Raw genomic sequence first — 24,687 nt, forward strand, 5'->3', positions numbered from 1 at the left:
GCGATGCTGAAGTTCTGGAAGAAGAAGCCGCCGGCCGAGGACAAGGCCGCGGCTGCGCCCGAGGCGCCGGCCGCCGAGCCGGCCGTGCCTCCACCCGCGCAAACGCCGCTCGCCGAAGCAGCCGCGGTCGAGGCGACCGGCAGGGGCATCGCCGATTCGGCTGGCGACCATGCCGCCGACGGCGCAGCCGCGAGCGGCGACCCGGCCGACGCCGCCGCGCAAGCCGATGACGACGCGCCGGCGCGCCGCGGCTGGCGCGACCGCCTCGCCGGCAGCGGTTTCGCGCGCGGGCTCGCCTCGATCTTCAAGCGTCATCCGGTACTGGACGAGGCTTTCCTCGACGAACTCGAGACCTGCCTCCTCACGGCCGACGTCGGCGTCGCCACCACGACCGCGATCGTCGACGAATTGCGCCGCCGCGTCGGCAAGCGCGAGTTCGCCGAGGCAGGCGCGCTGCTCGATGCGCTGCGCGCCGAGCTCGTCGCGCGCCTCAAGCCCGTCGAGCAGCCGCTCGACGTCGGCGCCGGCGGGCGCAAGCCATTCGTGATCCTCACCGTCGGCGTGAACGGCGTCGGCAAGACGACCACGATCGGCAAGCTCGCTCACCGTTACAAGGGTGAATTCCGCAGCGTGCTGCTCGCCGCCGGCGACACGTTCCGCGCCGCCGCCGTCGAACAGCTGCAGACCTGGGGCACGCGCAACGCGGTCAGCGTGATCGCGCAGGGCTCCGGCGCCGATTCGGCGAGCGTGATCTTCGACGCGCTGCAGACCGCGCGCTCGCGCGGCACCGACGTGCTGATCGCCGATACGGCCGGCCGCCTGCACACCCAGGGCGGCCTCATGGACGAGCTGGCGAAGATCCGCCGCGTGCTCGGCAAGCTCGATCCCGAGGCGCCGCATGAAGTGCTGCTCGTCATCGACGGCACGACCGGCCAGAACGCGATCAGCCAGGTGCGCACGTTCCGCGAGGCGATCGGCGTGACGGGCCTGGTGGTGACCAAGCTCGACGGTACCGCGAAGGGCGGCGTCGTGTTCGCGCTCGCGCGCGAGTTCGGCCTGCCGATCCGCTACGTCGGCCTCGGCGAACGCGCGACGGACCTGCGCGTGTTCGACGCGGCCGCGTTCGTGGACGGCCTGCTGCCTGCGTCGCTCGGCCGTGGCTGAGAAGCCCGCCGCGCAACCGCGCCGACGGCGCCGGTGGTTGCGCCTGCTGCTGGTGCTGCTCGCGCTCGCGATCATCGGCGCATCGCTCGTGCATCGCTACACGCGGCCGCAGCGCATCACGGCGATGCTGGTCGAGCGCGTGCGCAGCGAACTCGGCGCGGAGTTGCGCCTCGGCGGCGACGGCGGCTACACGTTGCTGCCCGGCCTGCGCGCGGTATTGCCGCAGCCCGAACTCGTCGCCGGCGGCGCGCGCGTGCTACGCGCGGATGCGTTGCGCGTGGCGATGCCCTGGCACTCGCTTTGGTCGTCACGGCTGGAGATCGGGCGGATCGATCTCGTGCGGCCCGTGCTCGACCTCGACGCGCTGCGCTCGTGGCTCGCGGCACGTCCGCCGTCGCCGGCGGCCGCGCCGGACGTGCGCTTCGCGTTGCACGTCGAGGACGGCCGTGTCCTGCAAGGCGGCCAGCCGGTCGCCGAGGGCGTGGCCGTCGATCTCGCCAATCGTGCCGACCTCGCCGCGTGGCTGCACGCCTGGGACGCGGGCCAGCCCGATCTCGTGCCGCCGCTCGCCGGCACGGTGCGCATCGATTCCGCGCAGGTCGGCGGTACGCGCATCGAGGGGCTGAAGGTCGAACTGCGCGACGACGCGCCGGTGCAGGCACGATGACCGGAGCATTCGCCGGCGCGCTGCTCGCGTGGTTCGACCGCCACGGCCGCAAGGACCTGCCGTGGCAGCATCCGCGCACGCCGTACCGGGCCTGGCTCAGCGAGATCATGCTGCAGCAGACCCAGGTGCGCACGGTGGTGCCGTATTTCGAACGCTTCGTCGCCGCCCTGCCCGACCTCGCCTCGCTCGCCGCGGCGAGCGAGGACCGCGTGCTCGCGCTCTGGTCCGGCCTCGGCTACTACAGCCGCGCGCGCAACCTGCATCGCACCGCGCAGCTGTGCGCGGACCAGCATGGCGGCGAACTGCCGCGCGACATCGAGGCGCTCGCGGCGCTGCCCGGCATCGGCCGCTCGACTGCGGCGGCGATCCTCGCTCAGGCGCACGACGAGCGGCACGCGATCCTCGACGGCAACGTCAAGCGCGTGCTCGCACGTTGGCACGGCGTTTCCGGCTGGCCCGGCTCGACCACGACGCAACGCATCCTGTGGACGCACGCGGAGCAGCACACGCCGTCGTCGCGCGTCGCCGACTACACGCAGGCGATCATGGACCTCGGCGCGACCGTGTGCACGCGCAGCCGCCCGCGCTGCACCGAATGCCCGGTCGCCGAGCATTGCGCGGCGCGGCGCGGGAACCTCACGACCGTACTGCCGCAACCCAAGCCGAAGCGCGCGCTGCCGACGCGCCGCACGACGATGCTCGTCGTGCGCGACGCGCGCGGCCGCGTGCTGCTCGAACGCCGGCCGCCGGCCGGCGTATGGGCACGGCTGTGGAGCCTGCCCGAAGTGGACGACGCCTCGGATGCGGCTGCGGTCCTGCTGCGGCGGCACGGCATCGATGCGCCGCCGCCACGCGCGCTCGCGCCGTTCGTGCACGTCTTCAGCCACTACCGACTCGACGTCACGCCGCTGCTGTTCGACGAAGCGCGCGCCACGCGCGTGGCCGATGCGGACGCGCGCTGGCACGACGCCAACGACCACGACGCGCTCGGCCTGCCCGCGCCGGTGCGCAAGCTGCTTTCGCAACTGGAGGAACCGCGATGACGCGCATCGTGCACTGCGTGAAGCTCGGCCGCGACGCCGAAGGCCTCGCCTTCGCGCCCTGGCCTGGCGAACTCGGCAAGCGCATCTACGAGCAGGTGTCGAAGGAAGCCTGGGCCGCGTGGCTCGCGCACCAGACCATGCTCATCAACGAAAACCGCCTCAACCCGCTCGATCCCGCGACACGTACGTTCATCGCGGCGGAGATGGAAAAGTATTTCTTCGGCGGCGGCTCGGAGAAGCCGGCAGGCTACGTCGCGCCGGAGGATTGAAAGGGCCACCCGCGCCCGCCGTACCGAATCGCGCCTGAAGCCCGAGGGCCGCCGTTCACGCTCCGATCCGCAATGGCGCGTGAGGATCGCGATCGCGGAACGACCGCAGCCCGAGGAGCGATCATGGCCAAGCGCAGGAAGTCGATGGCGATCCCGACGCCGGTCGACGAGGACTGGCAACGGGTCCAAGCGAAGATCGACGCGATCGTGCACGAGCGGGACCAGCCACCGGACAAACCGGCCCGACGGCGCATTCCGCAGCAACCGCCCGCACCGCCCGCGCGTCCGCGCGAATGAACACCAACAGCACTCGCACGCCGCAATGTCGCCGTGATCGCGTTCGCCCATCGCGCACATCGCGCCGATCGGGGCCGCGTGCATCGATGGCCATTCATTCATGCCGTCGCGCCCGACGCGCTGAATCGCTCCTGTCTCGACCCGCACGCGTTCAGCCAGCAACAGGCGGCCGTGCTGCACCGTGCGCGCACCGGGACCGACCGGTTCCCCACGTTGCGACGGAGAGACGATGGACGCGATCAAGCTGCTGAAGAACGATCATGACGAAGTGCGCGAGCTGCTCGCGGCGCTGGAAGAATCCACCGCGCGGGCGCTGAAGAAGCGGCGCGACCTCGTGGCGAAGATCGCCGCGCTGCTGGAGGCGCACACGACGATCGAGGAAGAAATCTTCTACCCCGCGTTCAAGGCAGCCGGCCAGAAGAGCGACGACGACAAGATGTACTTCGAGGCGCTCGAGGAACATCGCGCGGCCGGCGAGCTCGTACTGCCCGACCTGCTCGGCACCGACCCCGGCAGCGAGAAATTCAGCGGGCGGGCCAAGGTGCTCAAGGAACTCGTCGAGCACCACGCCGACGAGGAGGAAAAGGAAATGTTCCCGCGCGCGCGCAAGCTCCTCACGCGCGACGAGCTCGCCACGCTCGGCGAGCAGCTGGAAGCGCGCAAAGCCGAGCTGCTGCCGTGAAGGAGGCCCCGTCCGGCGCGCGCACGCGCCCGCGCATACGGCTGCGCGGCCGGCATTCGGTCTTCGATCGACTGTCCGGCCGCGTCACGGCATGGGTCGGTTCGCCCTGGGCGTTCCTGCTCGCGCTCCTCGCCGTGCTCGTGTGGGCCGCAACGGGGCCGCTCTACCATTTTTCCGAAACGTGGCAGATCGTCATCAACACCGGCACGACGATCGTCACCTTCCTCATGGTGTTCCTGATCCAGCAGTCGCAGAACAAGGACAGCCTCGCGATCCATATCAAGCTCAACGAATTGCTCGCCGCGCACGAACTGGCCAGCAACCGCGTCGTCGCGGTGGAGGACCTCGACGAGCAGGAGTTGCAGATCCTGCGCGCGTTCTACTGCGAACTCGCGCGCCGCGCGGCCGAAGGCGGCGGGGTCAAGGAGAGTCATTCGCTCGACGAAGCCCAGGAGCTCGCCAACCGCAAGCACGGCCTGCGCCATGGCGAGCGGGCGACGAAGCGCGCCAACCGCGAGGCGGCCGTTTCCGGCGAGTAGCGCGGCCGCGACCGGCATGGCGGCCGCCCCTCGCGGCCCCCTTTGAAGGATGGCCCTGCGGCATTGGCCCGCCGCGTCCTGCAATGCCCGGATCGCGGACATGGCACACCCGGGAATCCCCGAGGGACTCATGGCCCGTCTTTTCACGTTTGCGCGCGTCGTAAGCGGGGGGCCCGTCGTCGCGTCCGCGTCCGCGGCTGCCTCCCGTCCCATTCCGACAACGAGGCAAGCCATGAACGACATCCATACCTCAGGGACAATGCGGACCGCGCATGCATCGCGCAGCCACTTCACCACGGCACTGCTCGTCGCCTTCGCGGCCTGCACGGCGGCCCACGCGCAGCAGCCTCCCAACCCGACCGCGAGCGACGGTGCACACAACACGGCCGGCGGCACCGACGCCCTGCTCAACCTCGTGCTGCCTGCCGGCTACAACACCGCATTCGGGGATTCGGCGCTGTACTCGAATACGAACGGCGCGTTCAATGCCGCGTTCGGCGGCAATGCGCTGAAGCAGAACACGACAGGGTCCTACAACACCGGCCTGGGCCAGGCTGCGCTGCTCGGGAACTCCACGGGGCGGTACAACACGGCGGTGGGTGCTTACGCGATGTACGCGGGGAGTCCCGGCGGCGAGGACAACGTGGCGGTCGGCGTCGAGGCGCTCTGGTCCAACAGCTCGGGTAACCACAATGTCGGCGTGGGGTCGGGATCGTTGCACGACTTGACCAGCGGCTACGACAATACGGCCATCGGTCATGGCGCGCTGCAGGCGGCAACGGCCGGCAACGGTAGTGTCGCGATCGGCTCGGGCGCGCTGTCCGCAGCGACGGGGTCGGACAATATCGGGGTCGGCAGCAACGCGGGCTCGGCGATCACCACGGGCGCCTCCAACATCGATATCGGCCATCCGGGGGTGGCCGGCGACTCGCAGACGATACGCATCGGCAAGACCGGGGGCAGCCGGGATGCGCAGACCCGTGCGTTCGTCGCCGGCATCTATGGCGCGACGATCACGGGCGGCGCGACCGTGCTGATCGATTCGAGCGGCCAGCTCGGCACGGTCGTCTCGTCCGGACGCTTCAAGAAGGATGTCGCGGACATGGGCGACTCGAGCAGCCGACTGATGGAGCTGCGCCCGGTCACGTTCCATTACAAGGCCGATCCGAGCCAGGCTCGCCAGTACGGCCTGATCGCCGAGGAAGTCGCCAAGGTGTACCCCGACCTCGTCGTGCGCAATGAAAATGGCGAAATCGACTCGGTCGCCTACCACGAACTCGCGCCGATGCTGCTCAACGAGCTGCAGAAGCAGCACCGCGAGATCGAGGCGCTGCGCAAGGCGCGCGAGCGCGACGTCGCCCTGCTCGGCGAGATGCGCGCGATGCTGAAGGAACAGGCCGCCGTGCTCACGCGCCTGCAGGCCACGCCGGCCGAGTCGCTGCGCGTCGCGGCACGCTGAAGCAGTATCCCGGGTGCGCCCGCCGCGCACCCGGTTTTGCGCAGCGTCGCGGGGAACGTACGCGCGGTCGTGCCGGTGTTGCGACCAGCGGGTCAGCGACGACGCTGCCTGCCGCGCTCTTCGTGCAGCGCGACGCGGATGGTCGAGCCGTCATGCGTCGAGCCGTTCAGCGCCGCCATCGCGCCGCGCGCTTCATGTCCTTCCATCTCCAGCTGCGCGAAGCCGCGGCATTCGCCGCTGAAGAGGTCGCGCGCCATGCGCAAGCCGAATACGCGGCCATGTTGCGCGAAAAGTGCCTGCAGCGAGCTGTCGGTCATCGACTTGGGCAAGCCGCGCACGTCCAACGTGATCATCGGTGTCTCCTGGTGGAATGGTGAAAGGCGAATCGCACGCTCCGCGACGTCGCGTCATTTCGCACGTGGCACGCCGTCGAGGCGGAAGAGCGTGACGCCCCCCTTTGGGAATCGCGCTTCCAGCGTCGCCCGCAGGCGGTCTTCGACGATCGCGAGGTCGAAGCGGTGCGGTGGCGCCCACAGCGAATACCGATGCCCGGAGCGCTCCTCGTTCGCATTCGTCGGCTCGCGCGACACGGTGACGTCCTCGCAGCCACTGGCGACGGACCACAGATGCTTCAATGCGGCCGGCCCGATGGACAGTCCGCGCGCGAGCCGGAACTGGAACTGCGGCACCCGCGTACCCACGGCGGGACGCATCAGTCCCGTCCGTAATTGCAGTGCTGCCACAGGCGCAGCCAGGCGCGGACCGGTACGTGATCGATATCCAGGCTCTGCGGCAACGATTCGATGATCATCCGCGCGAGCTTGTCGATGCCCTGCGGACCGACCAGCATGTGCTGGTCCACGTCTTCCTCCGACACGATCGCGAGCACCGCGCCGTTGACGTGCACTTCGAGGCGATTGTCCTGGCGCAGGTAGAACGTCGCGGCGCCCGCGCGATGCTTGCTGAAGATGAGGCCACTCATCGCCCGTCCTCAGGCACGGCTGCCGACCGCGAGGAAGTGCGCGCCCGTGACGACGCGGAAGCCGTCGACACCGCTCTCGGACAGCTCGGTGAGCACCTTGCGCACCACGTCGGCGACATGTGCCATTCCGTTGGAGAGGTCGACGAGGACGTCGACCCACGCATAGCCGTTCGGCGCCGCCGCGCGCTGTGTCATCCGGTAGCCGGCGGCTTCCGTCGGCAGGCGCAGGACGAACGAGGCGCGTGCATCGACCTCGACGGTCGCGACGACCGTCCAGCGTCCGCTCGACGCGATCGGTGAAGACATGTTCGGCAGCCTTGCGGCCGCATGATCAGGGCGGCGGGAACTTGGGGCCACCGGGAGCGCGGACCGGATTGCGGAGCAGCCCGTGATCGGGACGCTGCTACGCCACGCGCCAAGGCAGGCTGGATGGGCCCGGTCACCGTACCCGCTCGGGGCGGCATTGTCGAGCGGAAAAAACTTCCCGCTCCCGCACGCGGCGACGACATGGGTGTTCCTCCGGCGGGGAAGCGCCTTGCTATAATTCGATTATTCTGGAATTATAGATGCATGGACACCCGCCAAGCCGTTGCCGCCCTCGGCGCACTCAGCCATGGATCCCGTCTGGCCGCCTATCGTTGCCTCGTCCAGGCCGGGCGCGATGGGCTTTCGGTCGGCGAGCTGCGCGACCAGTTGGAACTGCCGCCCGCGACGCTGACCGCGCACCTCAACGTGCTGCGCGCGGCCGGACTCGTCGGCGACGAACGCCAGGGCCGCGTGATCCGCGTGCGCGCCGACTACGCACGCATGAACGCCCTGCTCGCCTACCTCACCGAAAACTGTTGCGCCGGCGATGCCTGCACGCCCGGACGCAGCTGCCCACCGAAACCCACGCGGAGAAACAAGCGATGAAGCGCTTCCATGTACACGTGAACGTCACCGACCTCGACGCGAGCATCGCGTTCTACTCGCAGCTGTTCGCGGCCACGCCGGCCGTGGTCAGGCCCGACTACGCGAAGTGGATGCTCGACGACCCGCGCATCAACTTCGCGATCTCGCGTCGCGATCGCATCGCTGGCGTCGACCACCTCGGCCTGCAGGCGGAATCGGCCGACGAGCTCGCCGACATCGGCGCGCGCCTCGCCGCGGCCGATGCGATCAAGCTCGCCGAGACCGGCACGACCTGCTGCTATGCACGCTCGGACAAATACTGGTCCGAGGATCCGCAGGGCTTGCGCTGGGAAACATTCCAGACGCACGGCGAAGCGACCACCTACTTCGCGCCGACCGACGACGCGGCGTGCTGCGGGCCCGCGCCGGCAGCAAGGGAAACCAGGGCGACCTGCTGCGGCCCGGCCTCGACGTCGCGCTGCGGCTGAAGTCCGCGATGCGCAGCGTCCTGTTCCTCTGCACCGGAAATTCCGCGCGCAGCATTCTCGCCGAAGCCCTGCTCGGCACGCTCGGCAAGGGACGCTTCGAGGCCTACAGCGCGGGCAGCCAGCCCGCGGGACGCGTCCAGCCGATCGCCGCGGAGCTCGCGACGGAACTCGGCTATCCGGCCGATCGCCTGCGCAGCAAGAGCTGGGACGAGTTCGCCACGCCCGGCGCACCGCCGATCGATTTCGTGATCACCGTGTGCGACAACGCGGCCGCCGGGCCTGTCCGATCTGGCCGGGCCATCCCGCGTCCATACACCTCGATAAATCTGCCCCCTGTTCTGCTGTGTTCTTACCCCGCCGTTACTGAATCTACGTCCAGCAGCAACGCGCATGGGGAATGATCGGTTCCAGCGCCTCATCGAAACCGAACTCGGGCGGTGCGCTCGCGTCCGGCCCGCCCATCGGCCACGCCGCGATGCCGAGTCCATGCCTGAATAAGGTGCTCTGACCCCGTTAGTCGGAAGGAATGCGGTCGACCTACCTCGTCCGAACGTCACCGCGCGGACGATTCAATCGGAGAATTCCTCCGTCCCCTTTGATTCACCATTCAAAGAGGCGGCGTCCATCTCTGCCACTCGAACGGATCGGATGCGTGTCCTCGGCAGGAATGCGGTCGACCTACCTCGTCCGAACGTCACCGCGCGGGCGATTCAAACGGACAAATTCCTCCGTCCCCTTTGATTAAACGGAACGTGACGCGTGTCCTCGGAAGGAATGCGGTCGATTGACCTACCTCGTCCGAACGTCACCGCGCGGACGATTCCTCCGTCCCCTTTGATTGCCGCAATAGACTCTACCGTTCCGCGATGCCAAGAAAGCTCCGTGCGGCCGCATTGACCGCGCCTCGCCTCAATACGCCTTCGGCAATTTCCGCGCGCAAAGATCTATTGTCCTGTAGTCGCTCGAAAAGCGGCAGCATCAAGTCCCTTGTCATCCATGCTACCCGACGCTCCCTTTCGTCATCAGTTAACTTATTCTCAAGATCGAGACCTTGAGAAATGTCTCCCTCTTGATTCGGGTAGGCAGCCGACAAGCGGATTCGAATCGGGCAGTTTTGCTCCTTTGGAATAGGCATGCCATCTACGGTCATTCCAGTGGGAACCCAGCAAAGATTCACGTAGAACTGCTGGCCGAAGTTCGACTTCTGCAGGTCAGCTATTTGAAGCACTTCGCCAATTGAGCGATACCAGCGAGATCCTTGCTTCATGAAACCGTGCTCGCGCAATAATCTGCCAAAGAGCTTCTGAAAATATGTCTTTTCCATAACTGTTATCGATCATATGTCTCGACACTACTAGTCCACGTCCCTCCGAAATGCTCTTCCAGCTCTTTACGATATTCCTCCACTTGTTTTTCTCCCGCCCGTATCGCCTAACGGGGTCAGAGCACCTTTCCCGCGCATCTCGGCGGAAACGGCTGACGCCATCTCACCGGCTGCAGCGTTGGCTGTGGATGCCTCGTCCGGCGATCCTCGCCGTATGGCTCGACTCCCACGACCCGATCTTGCGGGCATTCCACAGCATGTCGTCCAGCGTGGCAACAATCGGATGCCTTGCTTCTTCGATGATGACGACCGCCGCCGATATGGAGGGATGCTGCGTGAGGCCGCTTCGCGCTACGGCTGCCGGATCCACGCCTATGTGCTGATGAGCAACCACGTGCACCTGCTGGTTTCGCCGGAAACGGCAGCGGGTGTCGCGCGCATGATGCAAGAACTGGGGCGAGCGTATGTCTCGACCTTCAATGCGAGACACCGCCGCAGTGGCACGTTGTGGGAAGGCCGCTACAAGTCCTGCCTCGTCGACTCGGAAACCTACCTGCTTCGCTGCTATCGCTATATCGAGCTCAATCCCGTGCGGGCAGCGATGGTGGCAGCGCCGTCGGAGCATCCCTGGTCGAGCTACCATGCCAATGCCGCAGGCAGGGACGACCCGCTCGTCCATCCCCATGCCGTCTACCTGGCCCTGGGGCCGAACGTCACCGAACGCTGCGTCGCCTACCGCGCGCTCTTCAACGAAGCGATCGGCGATGAGCAGCTGGCGGAAATCCGCGCCTACGTCCAGCAGCAACGCGCACTGGGGAATGATCGGTTCCAGCGCCTCATCGAAACCGAACTCGGGCGGTGCGCTCGCGTCCGGCCCGCCCATCGGCCACGCCGCGATGCCGAGTCCATGCCTGAATAAGGTGCTCTGACCCCGTTAGTTGGAGCAATTCCGCCAGCTGGGTCGATGCTGCGGCGCGTGCGTACTACCTGAGCGGTCGGTTCCGGGCGCAGCGACCGCCGCAATCCCGTCGCTAGGTTCCGCGAATCCTTTTGGCGAGTCGCACAATCTCAAGCGACAAGACTTGTTCCGCTTTGCGCGCCAAAGCGGAAATGCAATCGACGCCTTCCCGCGTCAGCTCTCTTGGAGGGTGGTCCGCAGTCGTCTGAATACCGGTTTCGGTGAAGTACACACGAAGCCGGTGCACTGATCCAGCCGCATGCGCAATCGACAAGTGACGGATTTCTCTAAACAGATTGTGTGCTGCGAGTTCGTCCGCATCGTATTGCAGCAGATCGACGCTCAAAGGCAGCCAGCCCGCATCGGATTTGCCGAAGGGTCGGCTGTAGGCAACGAGGATCGCGGACATGAAGGCGCGACGCATTGCGTGGCGCGTAAGGATGTCGGCTGGCGGCTCGTAGAAGTTTGGCTGCCAGAACTCGAGCCGCTCCATCGCGTTTGCATATAGCGCTACCTCGCCAAACGCGCCTCGCGCGAAATGGTACTGATCGAACGTCTTCTGGTCCCGTGCAATTGGCATGCGCCTACGCACGCGGTGTTCTGGCATCGACCAAGGCGAGCAGATGCGACGCCAAGATCAAGAGCTCGGCAGCAGCCTTCGCGTCGACCTGGACGTAACGGTGGCTACCTGGATTCTTGAATAGTCCAATCGCCCCTTGGAATAGATTCATCATCGCCGTCTGCTCGCCAGCCGCTATTCCTGTGTCGCGCAAGGGGCCGCCCGTGGGGTTGAATGCATCGGCCATCAATTGAATGCCAAGCCGCGTTTCGGGCAATCCGCTTGCCTTCCGAACGGCGACCTCGACGTCACGAAAAGCGCAGAACACGGAAACGTCGTAGGCCCCGCGCAAGAAATTGTCCAAGGCCTCGCCCTGCAGTGCTGGATGCAGATTCGTCCTATCAATTTGCCGCGCTGCTAGAAGCGGCGCCGGATCTGCGGCTGCCAAGAACTGTTCGCCAACGCGAGAGAGCTTGCGCCAACCTGGCGTGAGGAAGTCAGAAACAACGAGGATCAGCTCTCGGTCCATCCACGCCCAAGCTTCGGCCACGGCCAAATCAACCGCCCCCGCCTGCTCTTGAGGGTATCCGTCGATCTGCACGTCCTGCGGATGAAAGCGAAGCGGCGGGTCCCTTCCGCCGAAGTTGACGACGTTTGCCGCACGTTTCTCGACCAAAAGGGCACGCAGGATCGCATGCGCCAACTGCGCATGGGTCATTGCGAGCACCTGATCGACGTTAGGAACGACTGAGTGAAGTCGCATGACCGCTTCGCATTCCATCAACGCACATGGGGCGATTCTGCCGCATTGCCGGAACAGCGACGGGGGTCGATGGCATTTGGCAAACAAACGGCAAACGTAATGGGCCGTGCTTGACGTTAGTTACACAAGTGCTTGATTAGATGGTGGCCGGGGACGGAATCGAACCGCCGACACGGGGATTTTCAATCCCCTGCTCTACCAACTGAGCTACCCGGCCAGGATGTCTTGCATGCGTGCGGTCCGAACGGACTGCAGCGGGGCCGCGTATTAAAGCCGCACGCGGGGGCGGCGTCAAGGGCGGCGTGCGTGGTGGTGGGCATCGGAGTCGAAGCGCCGTTGCCCGATGGTGCCGTCGGGGGCGATCGCTGCGACGCCGCCCGCTGGGCGGCCTGCGCTCGGCGAGAGCGGAACTTTGCAGTGTGCCCGCCGAAGGCAATGGTTCCCGCAAGCGCCCGTGACGTGGGTTGCCCATATCGATCGCGATTGGCTGCGTCGACGGTCGGCTAAGGAATCCTGCGCCGCCGTGAGCGGCGCGGTCAGGGCTGCGCGCCCGACGGGGGTCGTTTTCCGCCGCGCGTCCATTCGACGAGGCTGTCGAAGGCCTTGCCGATCTGCTCCGGCGTGAACACGCAGTGACCCTCGCGCTTCACGTACTGCTGCACGAAGTTGTCCGCGTGGCCGGTGCGTTGGAGCATGAGCGCGTACTCGAACGCGCTCGACGCGATCACGAGCGGGTCGCGCGTGTCGTGCAGGGCGAGCAGCGGCCGGGTGAGCTTGCCGCTCGGTGTGTACCAGCGTGACACGTAGGCCGCCGCCTTCGGATCGGCGCGATAGCGCCTGACGCCGTCGTTGAGAGCGTCATCGTCGGTGGAACCGGTGTACACGAGATCGGCGTTGCCGAACGGATTGCCGCGTGTGCGCTGCTGCATCTCCTTGATGTCGTAGGTGATCGCGGCGATCACGCCGGGCAGGTTGTCCATGTCGCCGGCGCCGTAGAGCGCGCGCAGCGACGCGGAGGCTTTCGGATCGGCGCGCATCGCCCGCGCGACGCGCACGGCGGTCGGCTGGTCCGCGGCGAAGGTCGCCGGTACCGGCACGAGTTCACCGAGCACGCCGGGGAAGTAGTAGTCGAAGGCCGCGCGCACCGCGAAGTCGCGCTGCATCATGCGGTCGGACGGCTCGATCGCACCGCACAGCGAAAGGCCGCCGTCATACGCGTCCGGATGGGTCTCGAGCGCGTGCACGGTGAGCGAGCCGCCCATCGACATGCCCATCGCATACGTGTGTCCGGGGGCACCGTGCTTCGCGACGAACCAGCGGCGCAGGCGCTCGCTGTCCGCGCTGCCCTGCTCGATCGCCCAGCCGGGTCGCGAGTAGCCGGACTGGATCACCGCGTAGCCTTCGCGCAGCACCGGATCGAACATCGGCGAAAGCCGATCGTCCTTCGCGTACGCGACCGGCTCGTCGGAATAGCCATGGAAGAACACGACGAGGCCGCCGCCCTTCTTCCAGCCCGCCGGTACATCGACGCGGTACGAGGCGCCTTCGAGCGAGCCGGTCTCGGTGGCCGCGGTCGCGGCGAACGCATTGGAAGCGAGGAGCGAACACAGCACGATGATCGACAGGCAGCGCATGGACACCTCCGAGGGATGGATGGCGTGCGGCGGCTCAACCGTCGCCGATGCGCTGCCGGAAGGCGTCGAAGGCTTCGCGCAATGCCGCGAGTTCGGCTTCGAGGCGCTCGACGCGTTCGGCCAGGTCCGCGCGCGAAGCCGACGGTGACGGTGGCGACGCCGCGGCGATCGCATCGACGTCGATCGCGCCACCGAGCAGGTGCATGTAGCGGTCCTCGCGCTGCCCGTGCGCGCGCGGCAACCGCACGACGAGCGCGGGCTCGCGCTGGACCAGGCGGTCGATGGTGTCCCGGACATCGTCCAGGCTCGGGAACTCGGCGAGCCGGTCGGTGCGCGCATGCAGTTCCGCGAGCGTCTGCGGACCGCGCAGCAGCATCACGCACAGCACGGCACGCTGGCGCGCGGTCGTTCCCCAGGTCGCGTCGAAGCGGTGCTCGTAGCGGAGCGCGCGCTGCGATGAAGGAGCGACCTTGACCAGGCCCTTGCCTTCGAGCACGCGCAATGCGTGCGCGACCGCGCCGGGCTCGAGCTGCATGACCGGCTCGCGACTGGTCTTCTGGTTGCATGCGACGAGGATCGCGTTCTCGGTGAGCGGATACGCTTCAGGCGTCGTCGCCGCCTTCTCGACGAGGCAACCGATGATGCGTGCCTCGATCGGATCGAGTTCGACGATGGTGGCGCGCCCGCTCGGCGCTTCGTTGTCTTCCACTGGCGGCTCGGCGTTCGGATGCTCCGGCGAGTCTAGCAGGACCACCGCGCCGTCCTCGTGCCGTCAGTCCTCGTCGAGGCTGATGGGTGCGACGTCGGACGACGCATCGTCCGCCCAGTCGGCGGGTGCGGCGATCGCGGCGTGCCACTCGTCGCTGTCATCGATCCCGGCGTCGCCTTCCAGCATGCACACGGGTTCGAGGTCTTCCGGCATGTAGCGCATCGCACGATGCTCGTCGTTGTCGTACCACGAGCAGATCCACTCGTCCGGCGTGCCGCCGAGCGTCATCACGTGCATGCTGCCGACCGGCCGCACCGCCATGCCGGCCACGAACTCGCCCTTGTGCATGGTCGCCGCGCTCATGCCCGGCGCGTGCCGCGCGTCGCGGTGAAGCGTTCGAGCGCGAGCTGCAGTTCTTCGGCCTTGTCGCGGATCATGCGCAGCTTGGTGCGGGTTTCGAGGATCTTGGCGATGAGCTCTGCGCGCAACTGGAGTTGCGCCTCGGTCATCGGCTCGCCGAGTGAACAGAGCTGGGCCGAGTCGTCGCAGCCACGCTCGAGGGCATCGAGCGGCAGGTGCGGATCGTGGGCAGCAGGCGTCTTGTGGAACATGGACATGCTCCTGCGAAAGGGTTTCCTGGAGGTTCGAGGGCGAGTTGCCCCTGGCCGGATCCCGTCCCTGGATCCGGCCATGATCGAGCGTCGACGGGCCGATGCGCGGGGCCCGCCCGCGCTCAGGGGCAAGCCATGGAGACTTCGGAATGGGCGATGACCACGTCGCCCGTCACGAGGCCGGCGATGTTCAGGCCGAGGTGGATCGCATTCGTGCCCAGGCTGAGCGAATGCACGCCGTCGCCGTCGCGCGTCTGTTCATTGAGGACCAGGGTCACGCCCGCGATGCCGAGCGCGTTGAGGTCGATCGAGGTGTTCGGCGGTGGATTGGTCGGCAGGGCGGGAACCGGGATGCCGAGGATCGTGATGACCGGATCGATCAGATCGGTTCCACCCGGCGGCAATCCGCCCGGGCCGCCGCCACCGTCGCCGCCGCCGTTTCCGCCGCCCCCGTTGAGGTTGCCGAAGTCGAAGCCGGTGCCGAACACGAATTCGCCGAGCAACGACTTCGAGGCCCCCGGCGTGGCCGGGCAGTAGCCGGACATTGCGGTGGTCGAGCGGATGACGCCGGAGCTGAGACCCAGCACGTCGACAAGCACGGTCGCCACGGACAGGTCGAGGTCGTTCACGGTCGAGCGCGCGGCGATCGCCGACATCGGGCCGGCTGCGTATTCTGCTTCGGCGATGAGTTCACCGCTCGAAAGCGAGATGAGGTTCAGGGGATCGCTGAGGGACAGCGACGGCAGTTGGTCCAGGTCGCTCGCATCGGTGACGACGTCGAGCAGGCTCGCACTGGTCTGCGAGGTGACGTCCAGCGATGTCAGGCCGATGAGGTTGATATGGATCGAAAAATCATGGGCAGCCGCATTGCCCACCGGATTTGCCGCCGAGGCCGCCGCCGGGCCGAGGAGCAGCGCTGCGGCGAGGGCCGCCTTCCGTACGTTACCCAGATGCAGAGTCATCGCATTTCTCCTGTTGCTACGACATTCGAAGCGATGCCGGCGGCATCGCCTTCCTTGCGATCCCGACCGGATCGCGTTCCGGGCCGCCGGGCGGCCCTTGCGAGTCGTGGGGTCATTCCCGGCCATTCAGGGACGGCTGGAATACCCATTGCAATGCTTGCGGTCGTGGTGCGCTGCGAGCGACCTTGGTGATGCCGTATTGCTGTATAGGTATAAACTTCAACTCATTGGGCAATCTTTCTTCGGATCGGCGAAATGCGGAAGCTGGAAATTCCCTCGCTCCGACGCAGCCTTGCTGTACATTGTCGCGAACACCCCCGAAGACTCGTCACACGTGTCACCCGGAAAAGGTCGTCTGAGTAAATTCAATCAACATCACTGAAGATGCAGCATCGCTGAGGGACGCCGCTGTGAAGGATCGCGACATACGCGAACACGCGTTTACCGGGCCACGTCCGAACCGGATCAGGCACGCCAGACGACTGGCGCGCCTCACGCAAGCGAAGCTGGCCGAGGCCATCGGCGTCGGCGCCAGCGCGGTGGCGCAATGGGAACTGCCGAACGGCACCTCGCCGACGGCGGAACATCTCGAGCGCATCGCGACTGTCTGCGGCGTGTCGTTCGAATGGCTCGCGACCGGCCGCGGGACGGCCGTGCAAGGGGTAGCGGAGACGCCGGCGATCGAAGTGGGCGAACTGGCCGCGGACGAGTTCGAGGATCGCCTGCTGGTCGCTTTCCGGCGCATCTCGCGGCGCAAGCGCGAGGCGTTCGTGCGCTGGATGGAGGAGTTTTTCTAGGGTGCAGCCGGCCCCGCTGTTCGCGGGCCGGCGCGTTCATTCGAGGATCGCCCGGCGCCGGGTCGCCGGTTCGGCGTGCAGACGCCGCGTGGGACCCGGCGCATCGCACCGGGTCCGGTTTGCCGCTTGCCGCTCAGCCGTCGAAGCCGTCGGCGAAGATCGCGTCACCCCGCTCCGGGGCGAAGACGTGGACGCCGCCGACCGAGCTGAAGGCGAACACCCGGCCATCGGGTGCCAGCTCGACCTTGCGCACGACATAGCCGGTGTCGTGACGCGCCATCCAGGTCGGCGCGGCGGGATTGGACACGTCCACTTCGTCGAGGCCGTACTCGTTGCCGACGTAGGCCGTGTCGCCGACCACGACGACCGAATGCGCGTCGTTGTAGTCGGTGAGGTTCGGCGGCAGGCCCGGCAGGGCCAGGCTGCCGAGCAGGAGCGGCTGCGTCTTGTCGGTCGTGTCGATCACCTGCAGCGCGCTCGCGAACGTGGTGTCGGAACTGCACGCGACATAGGTGGTGTTGCCGTCGTCGCTGACGAAGACGCCGCTCGCGAAGGGGCAGCTCTGCTCCTGGCCGACGACGGTCGGCGCAGACGGATTGGAGATGTCGACGATGCGCAGGCCGCCGTCGCCGAAGTTGGCGCCGTCGACGAGGAACGCATGGTTGCCGCGCACGGTGAGATCGTAGGTCTGGCTGGTCAGGATCGAGCCGAGCTCCTGCGGCGATGCGGGGTTGCTCACGTCGAGCACCTTGAAGATGCCGCCATTGGTCGTGCTCGCGACATAGACGCGGTCGCCATGCGCTTCGATCGCGCTGGCGAACGGGAACTCGAAGCGACCAAGCTCGACCGGCGCGGCCGGGTTGGTGAGGTCGGCGATGAGCACGCCGTATCCCCATGCGGCGAGATAGGCGCGGCCGCCGTCGACGGAAATGTCCTCCATGTCGCGCGCGGCGAGGTACGGCGGCAGGTCGGCGTCGTAGCGACCGACCGGCGCGAGCGTCGTGGCGTCGGCGACGCCGAGGCCGTAGCCTTCCTCGGCGAAGTAGGCGTGCGTGCCATCGAAGCCGGCCGCATGCGCGGACACGCCGACCGGCACGTCGAACTGAGCGGCGAGCGTCGGTTGCAGCGGATCGGTGGTGCCGAGCAGCACGGCGCGGTCGGTATGGGTGAGCACGAGCGGACCGAACGGCGTCACCGCGGTCTGGTCCGGCGCGAACGTCGGCGCAGCCACCGTGCGGATCAGCGACGGCGCGGTCGGCGTCGCGAAATCCCACACCTGGATGCCGCTGTCCCCGACGAGATAGAGCACGTCGCCGAGGCGGATCGCGCCGGTCGCCTGCTCGATCGCCGTCGCATACACCTGGGTGATGTTGGCGCCGTCATGGGTGTCGTAGACGAGCAGGTCGTTGCCGACGCCGATCGCGTAGCCGTCGGTGAGCACGGCGCGCAGCACCGAACCGCCGTCGAGCTCCGCGCTGCCTTCGACGCTCGGCATCGTCGGGTCCGAAACGTCGATCGCGTATACGAGGCGGCCACCGAGGAAGCTGCTGCCGCTGGTGAGCAGCTGCGTGCCGTTGATCGCCATCGCGTCGAAGGCATAGATGTCCGAAGCCTGGCCGATCACGCTCGGCGCGGTGGGATTGCTCGTGTCGAGCACGAACAGCCCGTTCTGCGCATCGCCGAGGTAGAGCAAGGCGCCCGAGGCGACCAGCCCGACCGGGCCGAAGAAGGCCGAGTCGACATAGTCGTCATACTCGGCCGCCCCGACCGGATGCGCCGGATCGGCGAGCGAATAGATCGTGATGCCCGCGGCCATGCCCATCGAGCTCCAGGCCGCATACAGGTAGTCGCCGACCACCGCGAGGCTGCTGATCGGCCCGGGCGCGGGACTCGCGCCGGTGCGGCCCACGTACGCCGGCTCGGCCGGATCGCTCATGTCCCAGACGTTGATGGTCGCGCCGGTGCCGACGTAGAGGTAGGCGCCGTGCACGGCGGGCGACGACAACGCGCCACCCCCCGCGTCGACCGGGTGGAGCGTCTGCGCGGCAGCCGTCCCGGCCAGGATCGACATGCCGAACCACAATGAAACCACGGTGCGCAACCACTTCATTCGGGGATTCCTCGACAGGGTGAAGGACGGACGCGGCCACGCCGCTCGGCGTCGCGCGCAGCCCCGCCGCCGCGGCGGCGGGAGACGCCGACGATCCTCGCGATACGCGCGCCCACGTGCATGTCGCATCGATGCGGCAATGATGCGCGATCGATGTACCGTGCACCGCGCAACATCGAATACCCGTAAAAACAAACGCTTGCGCATGCCCCACCCCTGTGGGAGCGCACCTTGTGCGCGACCGCGCCGTCCCCAAAACCCCTCACGCCGCGTCGCCCACAGGGTGGGCTCCTACAGGCGATGGCGTTGCTGCGGTCGACGATCGCCCCTGGTCCCGACGCTTCCGATGCAGGAGGGGCACCCGGTGCCCGACCATGGCCTCAACGCGGGGCGCGACCGCCGAGGCCTGCGTAGCCCGCCAAGAGGCGTGCTTCGTTCTCTTCGGCGACGCGCGCGGCGTCGTCCTGGCCGAGCGCGCGGAACAGGCGCGCCTGCGCACCCGCCGCGCGCGCGTCACGGTCGGCCCAGATGGCTATCCGCCCGCTGACCGCTCGCGCGCTGTCGAGCTGGCTCGCCTCGACGAGTGCATCGAGGTAGGCGGCACCGACCTCGACGAGGTCCTCCGGCACGCCGAGCTGCTCGGCCGCCTTCATCGCCTGCGCGAACTGCTCGAGGGCGGGCTCGCGCCGGTGTTCGGCCCAGGCCTGTTCCGCTGCGGCGAGCGATGCCTGCATCGTCCGCCAGGCGTCGGTGCCCTTGTCCGCCTGCAGCGCGGCAGTAGTCGCCGCGGCCGCGGCGGGATCGCCACGCTCGCGCTGCACGCGCGCATGCAGCACCAAGGTGCGCGTCCAGTCCGCCGGGTCGGCATCGTGCAATGCGGGTATCCGCGCGCGTTGCAGGGCCACCGCCGCGCCCGCCTCGTCGCCGCTGCGCCGCGTGATGACCGCCTCCAGCAACGCCGCCTGCGCGCGCGTCGCGGCATCGCGCTGCGGATCGGCATCCCGGGCGATGCCCGCGAGCAGCGCCTGCGCCTCGGCGATGCGGCCGACGCCGACCAGCGCGAGCGCGCGCGTGCGCACGAGCTGCCAGCGCAGGCGGCGGTTGTTCGTGTGCGCCTCGGGCGGCCAGAACCGTTCGCTGGTCGCCAGTGCGGCGTCGACCTCGAGCAACTCGCTTTCGGCGAGCGCCTGCTGCACGAGCGCGTAGGCACGTCCCTCGCGCGCGCCGAGGCGCTCGAACTGGCGGGCGGCCGCCTTCAGCACGGCGAGCGCGTCGGCCGGACGATGGCGCATGCGCTGGAATTCGCCGAGGTTGACGTCGACGCTGGCGACGCCGAGGCTGTCGCCGATTGTCGCCAGTTCGGTACGTGCCTGCGACAGCTCGGCGGTCGCTTCCTCCCAGTGGCCTTGCTGGCCGAGCACGGCGCCTCGGCCGAGGCGGGCGACGCCGAGCACCTCGTGGTCACTGGCGGCCGTGCGCAAGGCGATCGCCTCCTCGTAGAGGTCGACCGCGAGTTCGGCATGGTTGCGCCGCACCTGCGCCGCGGCGAGCGTCAGCAGCGCGCGTGCGCGCAACGCGTCGTCGCGCCCCGCCGGCAGGCGATCGACGAGCGCGTGCATGCGCGTCTCGGCCGCATCGTAGTCACCGCTGCGCAGCTCGATCTGCGCCATGCGATGCACGACCCGCGGCGATTCCCTGAGCGCGGCCGGTGCGGCTGCTATCAGCGCGCGCGCCTCGTCGAGCTGGTCGGCGAGCATCGCCGCGCCGCTGCGCTGCAGGAGTTCCTCGAGTGCCGGCGTCGCATCGTCCGCCGACGCCGCGCGTGGTTGTTTGCCGAGCTTGCGCAGCAGCGCGTCGGCCGCGTCGCGCGCGGCCGCGATCGCATCGCCGGCCTGCGCTTCGGCGTCGAGCGAACGCTGCGTGCCGAGCGCCTCGAGCCGCACGCGCCAGCGGCCATCCGCCCGGTCCACGTGCGGCAGCACGCGCAGTGCCGCGACCTGCGCGAGCGTCGCGTCGTGCAGCAGGTCGGAGGGACTCGCATTCCCGCGCTGGCGCAGCAGGCTCACGACGCTCTCGCTGGGTGCCGTCGGCAGCGCGCCACCGCGCAGGCGGTTGGCGACGAGGTCCATCAGGCCGAGGCGCAACCAGTGCCATTCCTCGGGCGCGTCGACGTCGGCGGGCAACACGAGTGCGGCGACAGCGACCGGGGCATCGCCGTCCGCATCCGCATCCGCCGCTGCCGGCACGACCGGTCCGGACGACGACACGGGCGCGACGTGCGTCGCGCGCTGCCAGGCGGCGTAGCCGAGCAAGACGAATACGGTGAGCGCGGCGAACGCGACGCCTGCGACGACACGTGGCCGAGGTGACGTCGCCGGCGGCGCCTCGCCGATGGCCGCGACGGATTCGCTCGCCACGCCCTTGGCTGCGTCCGCGCCCGTCGCCTCGCTTGCAGGCGCGCTGGCCGGATCGGCCGGTCCGGTCGGCGCCGCCGGACGATCCGGCACGATTTCGAGGGGCAGCGCCCAGCGATAGCCGAAACGCGGCACCGTGCGGATCGTCCGCTGCTCGTTGCCGGTGTCGCCGAGACTGCGCCGGATGCGCACGATCGTATGGCCGAGCAGCGCATCGCTGACTTCCACCCTGCCCCATACCGCGGCGATGAGCTCGTCGCGGCCAACCGCGCGCTCGCGGTGCTCGATGAGGTAGGCAAGGCAATCGAACGCGCGCGCGGGCAACGCCAACGGGCGTCCGGCCTTGCGCAGCTCGCGCTTGGCCGGGCTCAGGTCGAAATCATCGAAGCGGTACGTCGTCGTCATCGACTGCCATCGCCCTTTAGCCACGGCGCGCGCGCGTGCATCGACGTCATGGATCGGCGTCGTCGCCGGCATCGACGGCACGGGTCGCCGCGCGCGGCTGCGGCGTGCAGCCGGGCACGATCGCATCCGCTTCGAGCAGGAACCAGTCGCGCCGGTTCGCGTGGCCGACCGCGTGCGCCTTGCTGCGATCGACGCACGCGCCGGCGGCGTCCATCGCCTGGTCGAGGATGAAGACGCGACGCTGCGCGGGCGCCTCGAGCAGCCAATGCGCGGCCGCGACGTACTGGCGGTCCCAGTGTTCGCGGAAACCGAAATCGCGCACGGGGCCCTCGGCCATCAACAGGTTCTGCTCCTTCCAGGCGACGAGCCCGATCTCCGCGTCGGCTCCGGCCATTTCGCGTGCGCGATGCATGATGCCCGCGGCCGAACTCGAATCATTGAGGAGCGGGTAGGCGCACACGCTCCAGACCAGCCAGAGGGCGGTGACGCCGGCGAGCAGCGCGTGTACGCCGCGGCGCGCGCGGAACCAAGCCGATGCGAGCAGGAATACCGCGCCGATCGCGACGAACATGCCCCAGAGGACGTGGCCGAGACCATCGAGTTCGCGCCTGCGCAGGAACTCTTCCGCGGCCGGCGAATGCCCGAGCAATGCCCAGGTGCCGGCACCGACCAGCACCACGCCGGCGACGAGCGCCAACACGAGTGCCGTCGCGCGCAGCCAGCGCGCCGCGACGATCGCTTCGAGGTGCGGCGCGAGCGCGAGCGCGACCATCGGCAGCACCGGCATCAGGTACACCTCGCGCTTGCCGGTCGGGATGCTGAAGAACAGCACGACCAGCAGCGACCAGGCGAGCGGCAGCAGCACGCGCGCATCGCGCGCGCGCACGTCGCCTGCCCAGCGCGGCGCGGCACCGATGTAGGCGAGCGACAAAGGCAACCATTGCAGCGTCACGACGGGCAGGTAGTACCAGAACGGTTGTGGATGCGACCACGAACCGGCATAGCGGCCCGCGGTCTGGTGGAAGAACAGGTCATTGACGTACGCGGCATACTCGGGCGTCGCACCCGATTTCGCGACCAGCAGCACGCTGCCGCCCCAGGCGAGGATCGGCGCGAGGAAAGCGAGCGCGCCAGCGGCCCACCGCAGGCCGGCCCCGGACGGGCGCACGACGCCGTCCCAGCCGCGCCAGCGCGCGAACAGGTACGGTGCGAACATGAGCAGGGCGAGGATGCCGACACCCTTGGTGATCACGCCAAGGCCGGCCGCGAAGCAGCCGAGCCAGTACGCGCGCCAGTTGGGCCCACGCAGGAAGTGCAGCAGCAGGCCCCAGTTCGCGAGCGTGATCCAGCCCATCACGAGTGGGTCGATCTGTGCGCGCTTGACCTGGAACGTGAACTGGAACGCGAACAGAACGCCGATCGCCGCATACAGGCCCGCGCGCGGATTCCACAGGCGCCGGCCCAGGTCCCGGACCAGGGCGAGCGTGAGCAGGCCGGCGAGCAGCGAAGGCAACAGGAACGCGATGCGCCAGCTGCGCAGGAGCTCGTATGCCGATGCCTGCAGCCAGAACAGCATCGGCGGCTTGTCCGAATACAGCTCGCGGCCGCGATGCGGAAACAGCCAGTCACCCGACTCGACCATCTGCCTGGCGACCAGCGCGAAACGCGGCTCGTCGGCCGGCCACGGATCGCGCAGGCCGATGCCGATGCCGAGCACGACCAGCGCGAACAGCATGAACAGCCAGAATTCGCGGCGCTCGCGCGCCGCCAGCGGAATCGACGGGGTCATATCGCGGCTATCGTATCAGCTCGGCTGTCGCGGACCGGCCGTTGCACGCCCGGCCTGCGTGCCCGGATACTCCGCGCGAGGCAACGGAAGCGCACGATGGCCATCGGTTCCACGCATCCCGAGTTCGCCGCGCAGGTGCTCGCGCATGCGTCCGCGCTCGCGGCGCACCACTACGTCGGCGCGGCTGCCGAGGCGCTCGACCGCCGGGCGGTGTTCGCCCGCAGCTGGCAGCTCGCCGCCCACGCCGAACAGGTGTCCGGCATCGGCGACCACGTCGTCACCGACGTGGCGGGCGTGCCGCTGCTGGTCGTGCGCGGCGACGACGGCGAGCTGCGCGCGCTGCACAACGTCTGCCGCCATCGCGCCGGTCCGCTCGCGCTGTGCGACGGCCGCGGCGCCAAGCGCCTGCGCTGCCGCTACCACGGCTGGACCTATGCGCTGGACGGCCAATTGCAGAGCGCTCCCGAGATGGAGTCCGCGCGCAACTTCGAGGTCGGCGCGATACACCTTCCACGGGCGCGCGTGGCGCAATGGCGCAACCTCGTCTTCGTCGCGCTCGGCGAGGTTCCGCCGCTCGACACCCTGCTCGACGGCATCGACGCGCGCATCGGCGCGCAGGCGTTCGACGGCTACGCGTTCCAGCGCCGCGTGGCCTACGACATCGCCTGCGACTGGAAGGTGTACGTCGACAATTACCTCGAGGGCTACCACGTCCCGCACATCCATCCGGAACTCAACCGCATGCTCGACTACCGCAGCTACGTGACCGAGGTCGCGCTGTGGCATTCGCTGCAATGGAGCCCGCTGGAGAGCGCGGGCGAGCTGTACGGCAAGGGCGAGGCGCTCTACTACTGGATCTGGCCGAACACGATGCTCAACATCCTGCCCGACCGTCTGCAGACCAATCGCGTGCTGCCCCTGCCGGGCAACCGCTGCCGTGTCGAGTTCGACTACTACTACCCGGCCGACCTCGACGCGGTCGGCCGCTGGGAACGCGACCTCGTATTCAGCGATGCGGTGCAGAAGGAAGACGTCGGGATCTGCGAGCACGTGCAGCGCGGGCTCGCCTCCGGTTCCTATGTTGCGGGGCGGCTCAACCCGAAGCGCGAGAGCGGCGTGCATCACTTCCACGAGCTGCTGCGCGCGGCATACCGAAGCGCTGCAGGTTGAG

General features: G+C 68.3%; 30 protein-coding genes and 1 tRNA gene. 14 read left to right on the forward strand and 17 right to left on the reverse strand.

All coding sequences use genetic code 11. From position 1 onward, the window contains the following. Window positions 1-3 precede the first annotated feature (3 nt). The 8 genes from ftsY (at window position 4) to EV148_RS04625 (ending at window position 6,120) form a co-directional block, all read left to right on the forward strand. Window positions 4-1,164: a signal recognition particle-docking protein FtsY gene (ftsY, locus tag EV148_RS04600; protein WP_131994250.1), complete on the forward strand. Its 1,161-nt coding sequence runs from the start codon at window positions 4-6 to the stop codon at window positions 1,162-1,164. Beyond that, a complete protein-coding gene (locus tag EV148_RS18375) occupies window positions 1,157-1,831 on the forward strand; it encodes an AsmA family protein (RefSeq protein WP_158287319.1) in 675 nt (224 codons plus the stop codon). The genes ftsY and EV148_RS18375 overlap by 8 nt, the downstream gene beginning before the upstream one ends. Beyond that, window positions 1,828-2,874 carry an A/G-specific adenine glycosylase gene (mutY, locus tag EV148_RS04605; protein ID WP_131995447.1) on the forward strand — a complete coding sequence of 349 codons (1,047 nt, stop codon included), beginning with the start codon at window positions 1,828-1,830 and terminating at the stop codon, window positions 2,872-2,874. Before EV148_RS18375 ends, mutY begins: the two co-directional genes overlap by 4 nt. Next, the gene (locus tag EV148_RS04610) at window positions 2,871-3,143 is read left to right on the forward strand and encodes an oxidative damage protection protein (protein ID WP_131994253.1); all 273 of its coding nucleotides are present in this window, start codon (window positions 2,871-2,873) and stop codon (window positions 3,141-3,143) included. The genes mutY and EV148_RS04610 overlap by 4 nt, the downstream gene beginning before the upstream one ends. A 123-nt stretch (window positions 3,144-3,266) precedes the next feature. Continuing rightward, complete coding sequence (locus tag EV148_RS18380; RefSeq protein ID WP_158287320.1) at window positions 3,267-3,440, forward strand: hypothetical protein; 174 nt, start codon at window positions 3,267-3,269, stop codon at window positions 3,438-3,440. Between the two features lie 229 nt (window positions 3,441-3,669). Next, window positions 3,670-4,122 carry a PA2171 family ribosome-binding persister protein gene (locus EV148_RS04615; protein ID WP_131994256.1) on the forward strand — a complete coding sequence of 151 codons (453 nt, stop codon included), beginning with the start codon at window positions 3,670-3,672 and terminating at the stop codon, window positions 4,120-4,122. Then, on the forward strand, window positions 4,119-4,661 hold the full coding sequence (locus EV148_RS04620) for a low affinity iron permease family protein (RefSeq protein WP_131994259.1): 543 nt from the start codon (window positions 4,119-4,121) through the stop codon (window positions 4,659-4,661). The genes EV148_RS04615 and EV148_RS04620 overlap by 4 nt, the downstream gene beginning before the upstream one ends. Window positions 4,662-4,893: 232 nt before the next feature. Beyond that, the gene (locus EV148_RS04625; protein WP_158287321.1) at window positions 4,894-6,120 is read left to right on the forward strand and encodes a tail fiber domain-containing protein; all 1,227 of its coding nucleotides are present in this window, start codon (window positions 4,894-4,896) and stop codon (window positions 6,118-6,120) included. A gap of 92 nt (window positions 6,121-6,212) precedes the next feature. Here the strand turns inward: EV148_RS04625 and EV148_RS04630 are convergent, their stop codons facing one another. The 4 genes from EV148_RS04630 to EV148_RS04645 are packed head-to-tail and all read right to left on the reverse strand — an operon-like array spanning window position 6,213 to window position 7,408. Next, window positions 6,213-6,473, reverse strand: a complete 261-nt coding sequence (locus EV148_RS04630) for an RNA recognition motif domain-containing protein (protein WP_131994265.1) — start codon at window positions 6,471-6,473, stop codon at window positions 6,213-6,215. Between the two features lie 54 nt (window positions 6,474-6,527). Next, the gene (locus EV148_RS04635; RefSeq protein WP_158287322.1) at window positions 6,528-6,863 is read right to left on the reverse strand and encodes a hypothetical protein; all 336 of its coding nucleotides are present in this window, start codon (window positions 6,861-6,863) and stop codon (window positions 6,528-6,530) included. Continuing rightward, complete coding sequence (locus EV148_RS04640) at window positions 6,833-7,102, reverse strand: hypothetical protein (protein WP_131994271.1); 270 nt, start codon at window positions 7,100-7,102, stop codon at window positions 6,833-6,835. Before EV148_RS04640 ends, EV148_RS04635 begins: the two co-directional genes overlap by 31 nt. Before the next feature lie 9 nt (window positions 7,103-7,111). Continuing rightward, a complete protein-coding gene (locus tag EV148_RS04645) occupies window positions 7,112-7,408 on the reverse strand; it encodes a hypothetical protein (protein WP_131994274.1) in 297 nt (98 codons plus the stop codon). A 264-nt stretch (window positions 7,409-7,672) separates the two neighbouring features. Between EV148_RS04645 and EV148_RS04650 the strand changes: the two genes are divergently transcribed. From EV148_RS04650 to EV148_RS04660, 3 genes are read left to right on the forward strand one after another with little or no spacing between them, the layout of a single operon-like run. Beyond that, a complete protein-coding gene (locus EV148_RS04650) occupies window positions 7,673-8,014 on the forward strand; it encodes an ArsR/SmtB family transcription factor (protein WP_131994277.1) in 342 nt (113 codons plus the stop codon). Continuing rightward, window positions 8,011-8,481, forward strand: coding sequence for an ArsI/CadI family heavy metal resistance metalloenzyme (locus EV148_RS04655; RefSeq protein ID WP_131994280.1), 471 nt, complete (start codon window positions 8,011-8,013; stop codon window positions 8,479-8,481). Before EV148_RS04650 ends, EV148_RS04655 begins: the two co-directional genes overlap by 4 nt. Beyond that, window positions 8,403-8,882 (forward strand): arsenate reductase ArsC, encoded by a 480-nt coding sequence (locus EV148_RS04660; RefSeq protein ID WP_425479839.1) that lies wholly within the window; start codon window positions 8,403-8,405, stop codon window positions 8,880-8,882. Before EV148_RS04655 ends, EV148_RS04660 begins: the two co-directional genes overlap by 79 nt. A 452-nt stretch (window positions 8,883-9,334) precedes the next feature. Here the strand turns inward: EV148_RS04660 and EV148_RS04670 are convergent, their stop codons facing one another. Continuing rightward, complete coding sequence (locus tag EV148_RS04670) at window positions 9,335-9,805, reverse strand: DUF4304 domain-containing protein (protein WP_131994283.1); 471 nt, start codon at window positions 9,803-9,805, stop codon at window positions 9,335-9,337. Between the two features lie 5 nt (window positions 9,806-9,810). Continuing rightward, window positions 9,811-9,909: a hypothetical protein gene (locus tag EV148_RS19135; protein ID WP_131995450.1), complete on the reverse strand. Its 99-nt coding sequence runs from the start codon at window positions 9,907-9,909 to the stop codon at window positions 9,811-9,813. A gap of 110 nt (window positions 9,910-10,019) precedes the next feature. Between EV148_RS19135 and EV148_RS04680 the strand changes: the two genes are divergently transcribed. Continuing rightward, complete coding sequence (locus EV148_RS04680) at window positions 10,020-10,724, forward strand: transposase (protein WP_131994286.1); 705 nt, start codon at window positions 10,020-10,022, stop codon at window positions 10,722-10,724. A 112-nt stretch (window positions 10,725-10,836) separates the two neighbouring features. Here the strand turns inward: EV148_RS04680 and EV148_RS04685 are convergent, their stop codons facing one another. The 8 genes from EV148_RS04685 to EV148_RS04720 form a co-directional block, all read right to left on the reverse strand. After that, window positions 10,837-11,256: a hypothetical protein gene (locus EV148_RS04685; RefSeq protein WP_131994289.1), complete on the reverse strand. Its 420-nt coding sequence runs from the start codon at window positions 11,254-11,256 to the stop codon at window positions 10,837-10,839. Window positions 11,257-11,347: 91 nt separating this feature from the next. Further along, complete coding sequence (locus tag EV148_RS04690; protein WP_158287323.1) at window positions 11,348-12,040, reverse strand: TIGR02391 family protein; 693 nt, start codon at window positions 12,038-12,040, stop codon at window positions 11,348-11,350. Between the two features lie 186 nt (window positions 12,041-12,226). Continuing rightward, window positions 12,227-12,302, reverse strand: a tRNA-Phe gene (locus tag EV148_RS04695). Between the two features lie 319 nt (window positions 12,303-12,621). Beyond that, on the reverse strand, window positions 12,622-13,719 hold the full coding sequence (locus tag EV148_RS04700; RefSeq protein WP_131994295.1) for an alpha/beta hydrolase family protein: 1,098 nt from the start codon (window positions 13,717-13,719) through the stop codon (window positions 12,622-12,624). Between the two features lie 34 nt (window positions 13,720-13,753). Further along, window positions 13,754-14,428: a YceH family protein gene (locus EV148_RS04705; RefSeq protein ID WP_182517935.1), complete on the reverse strand. Its 675-nt coding sequence runs from the start codon at window positions 14,426-14,428 to the stop codon at window positions 13,754-13,756. A 63-nt stretch (window positions 14,429-14,491) separates the two neighbouring features. Then, window positions 14,492-14,791 (reverse strand): hypothetical protein, encoded by a 300-nt coding sequence (locus EV148_RS04710; RefSeq protein WP_131994298.1) that lies wholly within the window; start codon window positions 14,789-14,791, stop codon window positions 14,492-14,494. Next, the gene (locus EV148_RS04715; protein ID WP_131994301.1) at window positions 14,788-15,039 is read right to left on the reverse strand and encodes a hypothetical protein; all 252 of its coding nucleotides are present in this window, start codon (window positions 15,037-15,039) and stop codon (window positions 14,788-14,790) included. Before EV148_RS04715 ends, EV148_RS04710 begins: the two co-directional genes overlap by 4 nt. Window positions 15,040-15,161: 122 nt before the next feature. Beyond that, window positions 15,162-16,127, reverse strand: a complete 966-nt coding sequence (locus tag EV148_RS04720) for a choice-of-anchor P family protein (protein ID WP_131994304.1) — start codon at window positions 16,125-16,127, stop codon at window positions 15,162-15,164. A gap of 284 nt (window positions 16,128-16,411) precedes the next feature. Between EV148_RS04720 and EV148_RS04725 the strand changes: the two genes are divergently transcribed. Further along, window positions 16,412-16,798 (forward strand): helix-turn-helix domain-containing protein, encoded by a 387-nt coding sequence (locus EV148_RS04725; protein ID WP_241987981.1) that lies wholly within the window; start codon window positions 16,412-16,414, stop codon window positions 16,796-16,798. 133 nt (window positions 16,799-16,931) lie between these two features. Here EV148_RS04725 and EV148_RS04730 read toward each other — a convergent pair whose 3' ends face one another. From EV148_RS04730 to EV148_RS04740, 3 genes are all read right to left on the reverse strand, one after another. Then, window positions 16,932-18,908 carry an LVIVD repeat-containing protein gene (locus tag EV148_RS04730; protein WP_158287324.1) on the reverse strand — a complete coding sequence of 659 codons (1,977 nt, stop codon included), beginning with the start codon at window positions 18,906-18,908 and terminating at the stop codon, window positions 16,932-16,934. 380 nt (window positions 18,909-19,288) lie between these two features. Further along, window positions 19,289-21,727 carry a winged helix-turn-helix domain-containing protein gene (locus EV148_RS04735; RefSeq protein WP_158287325.1) on the reverse strand — a complete coding sequence of 813 codons (2,439 nt, stop codon included), beginning with the start codon at window positions 21,725-21,727 and terminating at the stop codon, window positions 19,289-19,291. A gap of 46 nt (window positions 21,728-21,773) precedes the next feature. Further along, window positions 21,774-23,516, reverse strand: a complete 1,743-nt coding sequence (locus EV148_RS04740; RefSeq protein WP_131994313.1) for an ArnT family glycosyltransferase — start codon at window positions 23,514-23,516, stop codon at window positions 21,774-21,776. A 96-nt stretch (window positions 23,517-23,612) separates the two neighbouring features. Between EV148_RS04740 and EV148_RS04745 the strand changes: the two genes are divergently transcribed. Beyond that, window positions 23,613-24,686, forward strand: a complete 1,074-nt coding sequence (locus EV148_RS04745; protein WP_131994316.1) for an aromatic ring-hydroxylating oxygenase subunit alpha — start codon at window positions 23,613-23,615, stop codon at window positions 24,684-24,686. The last annotated feature ends 1 nt before the right edge of the window (window position 24,687 follow it).

The sequence above is a fragment of the Dokdonella fugitiva genome (assembly GCF_004342425.1).
GTDB classification, from domain to species: domain Bacteria; phylum Pseudomonadota; class Gammaproteobacteria; order Xanthomonadales; family Rhodanobacteraceae; genus Dokdonella_A; species Dokdonella_A fugitiva.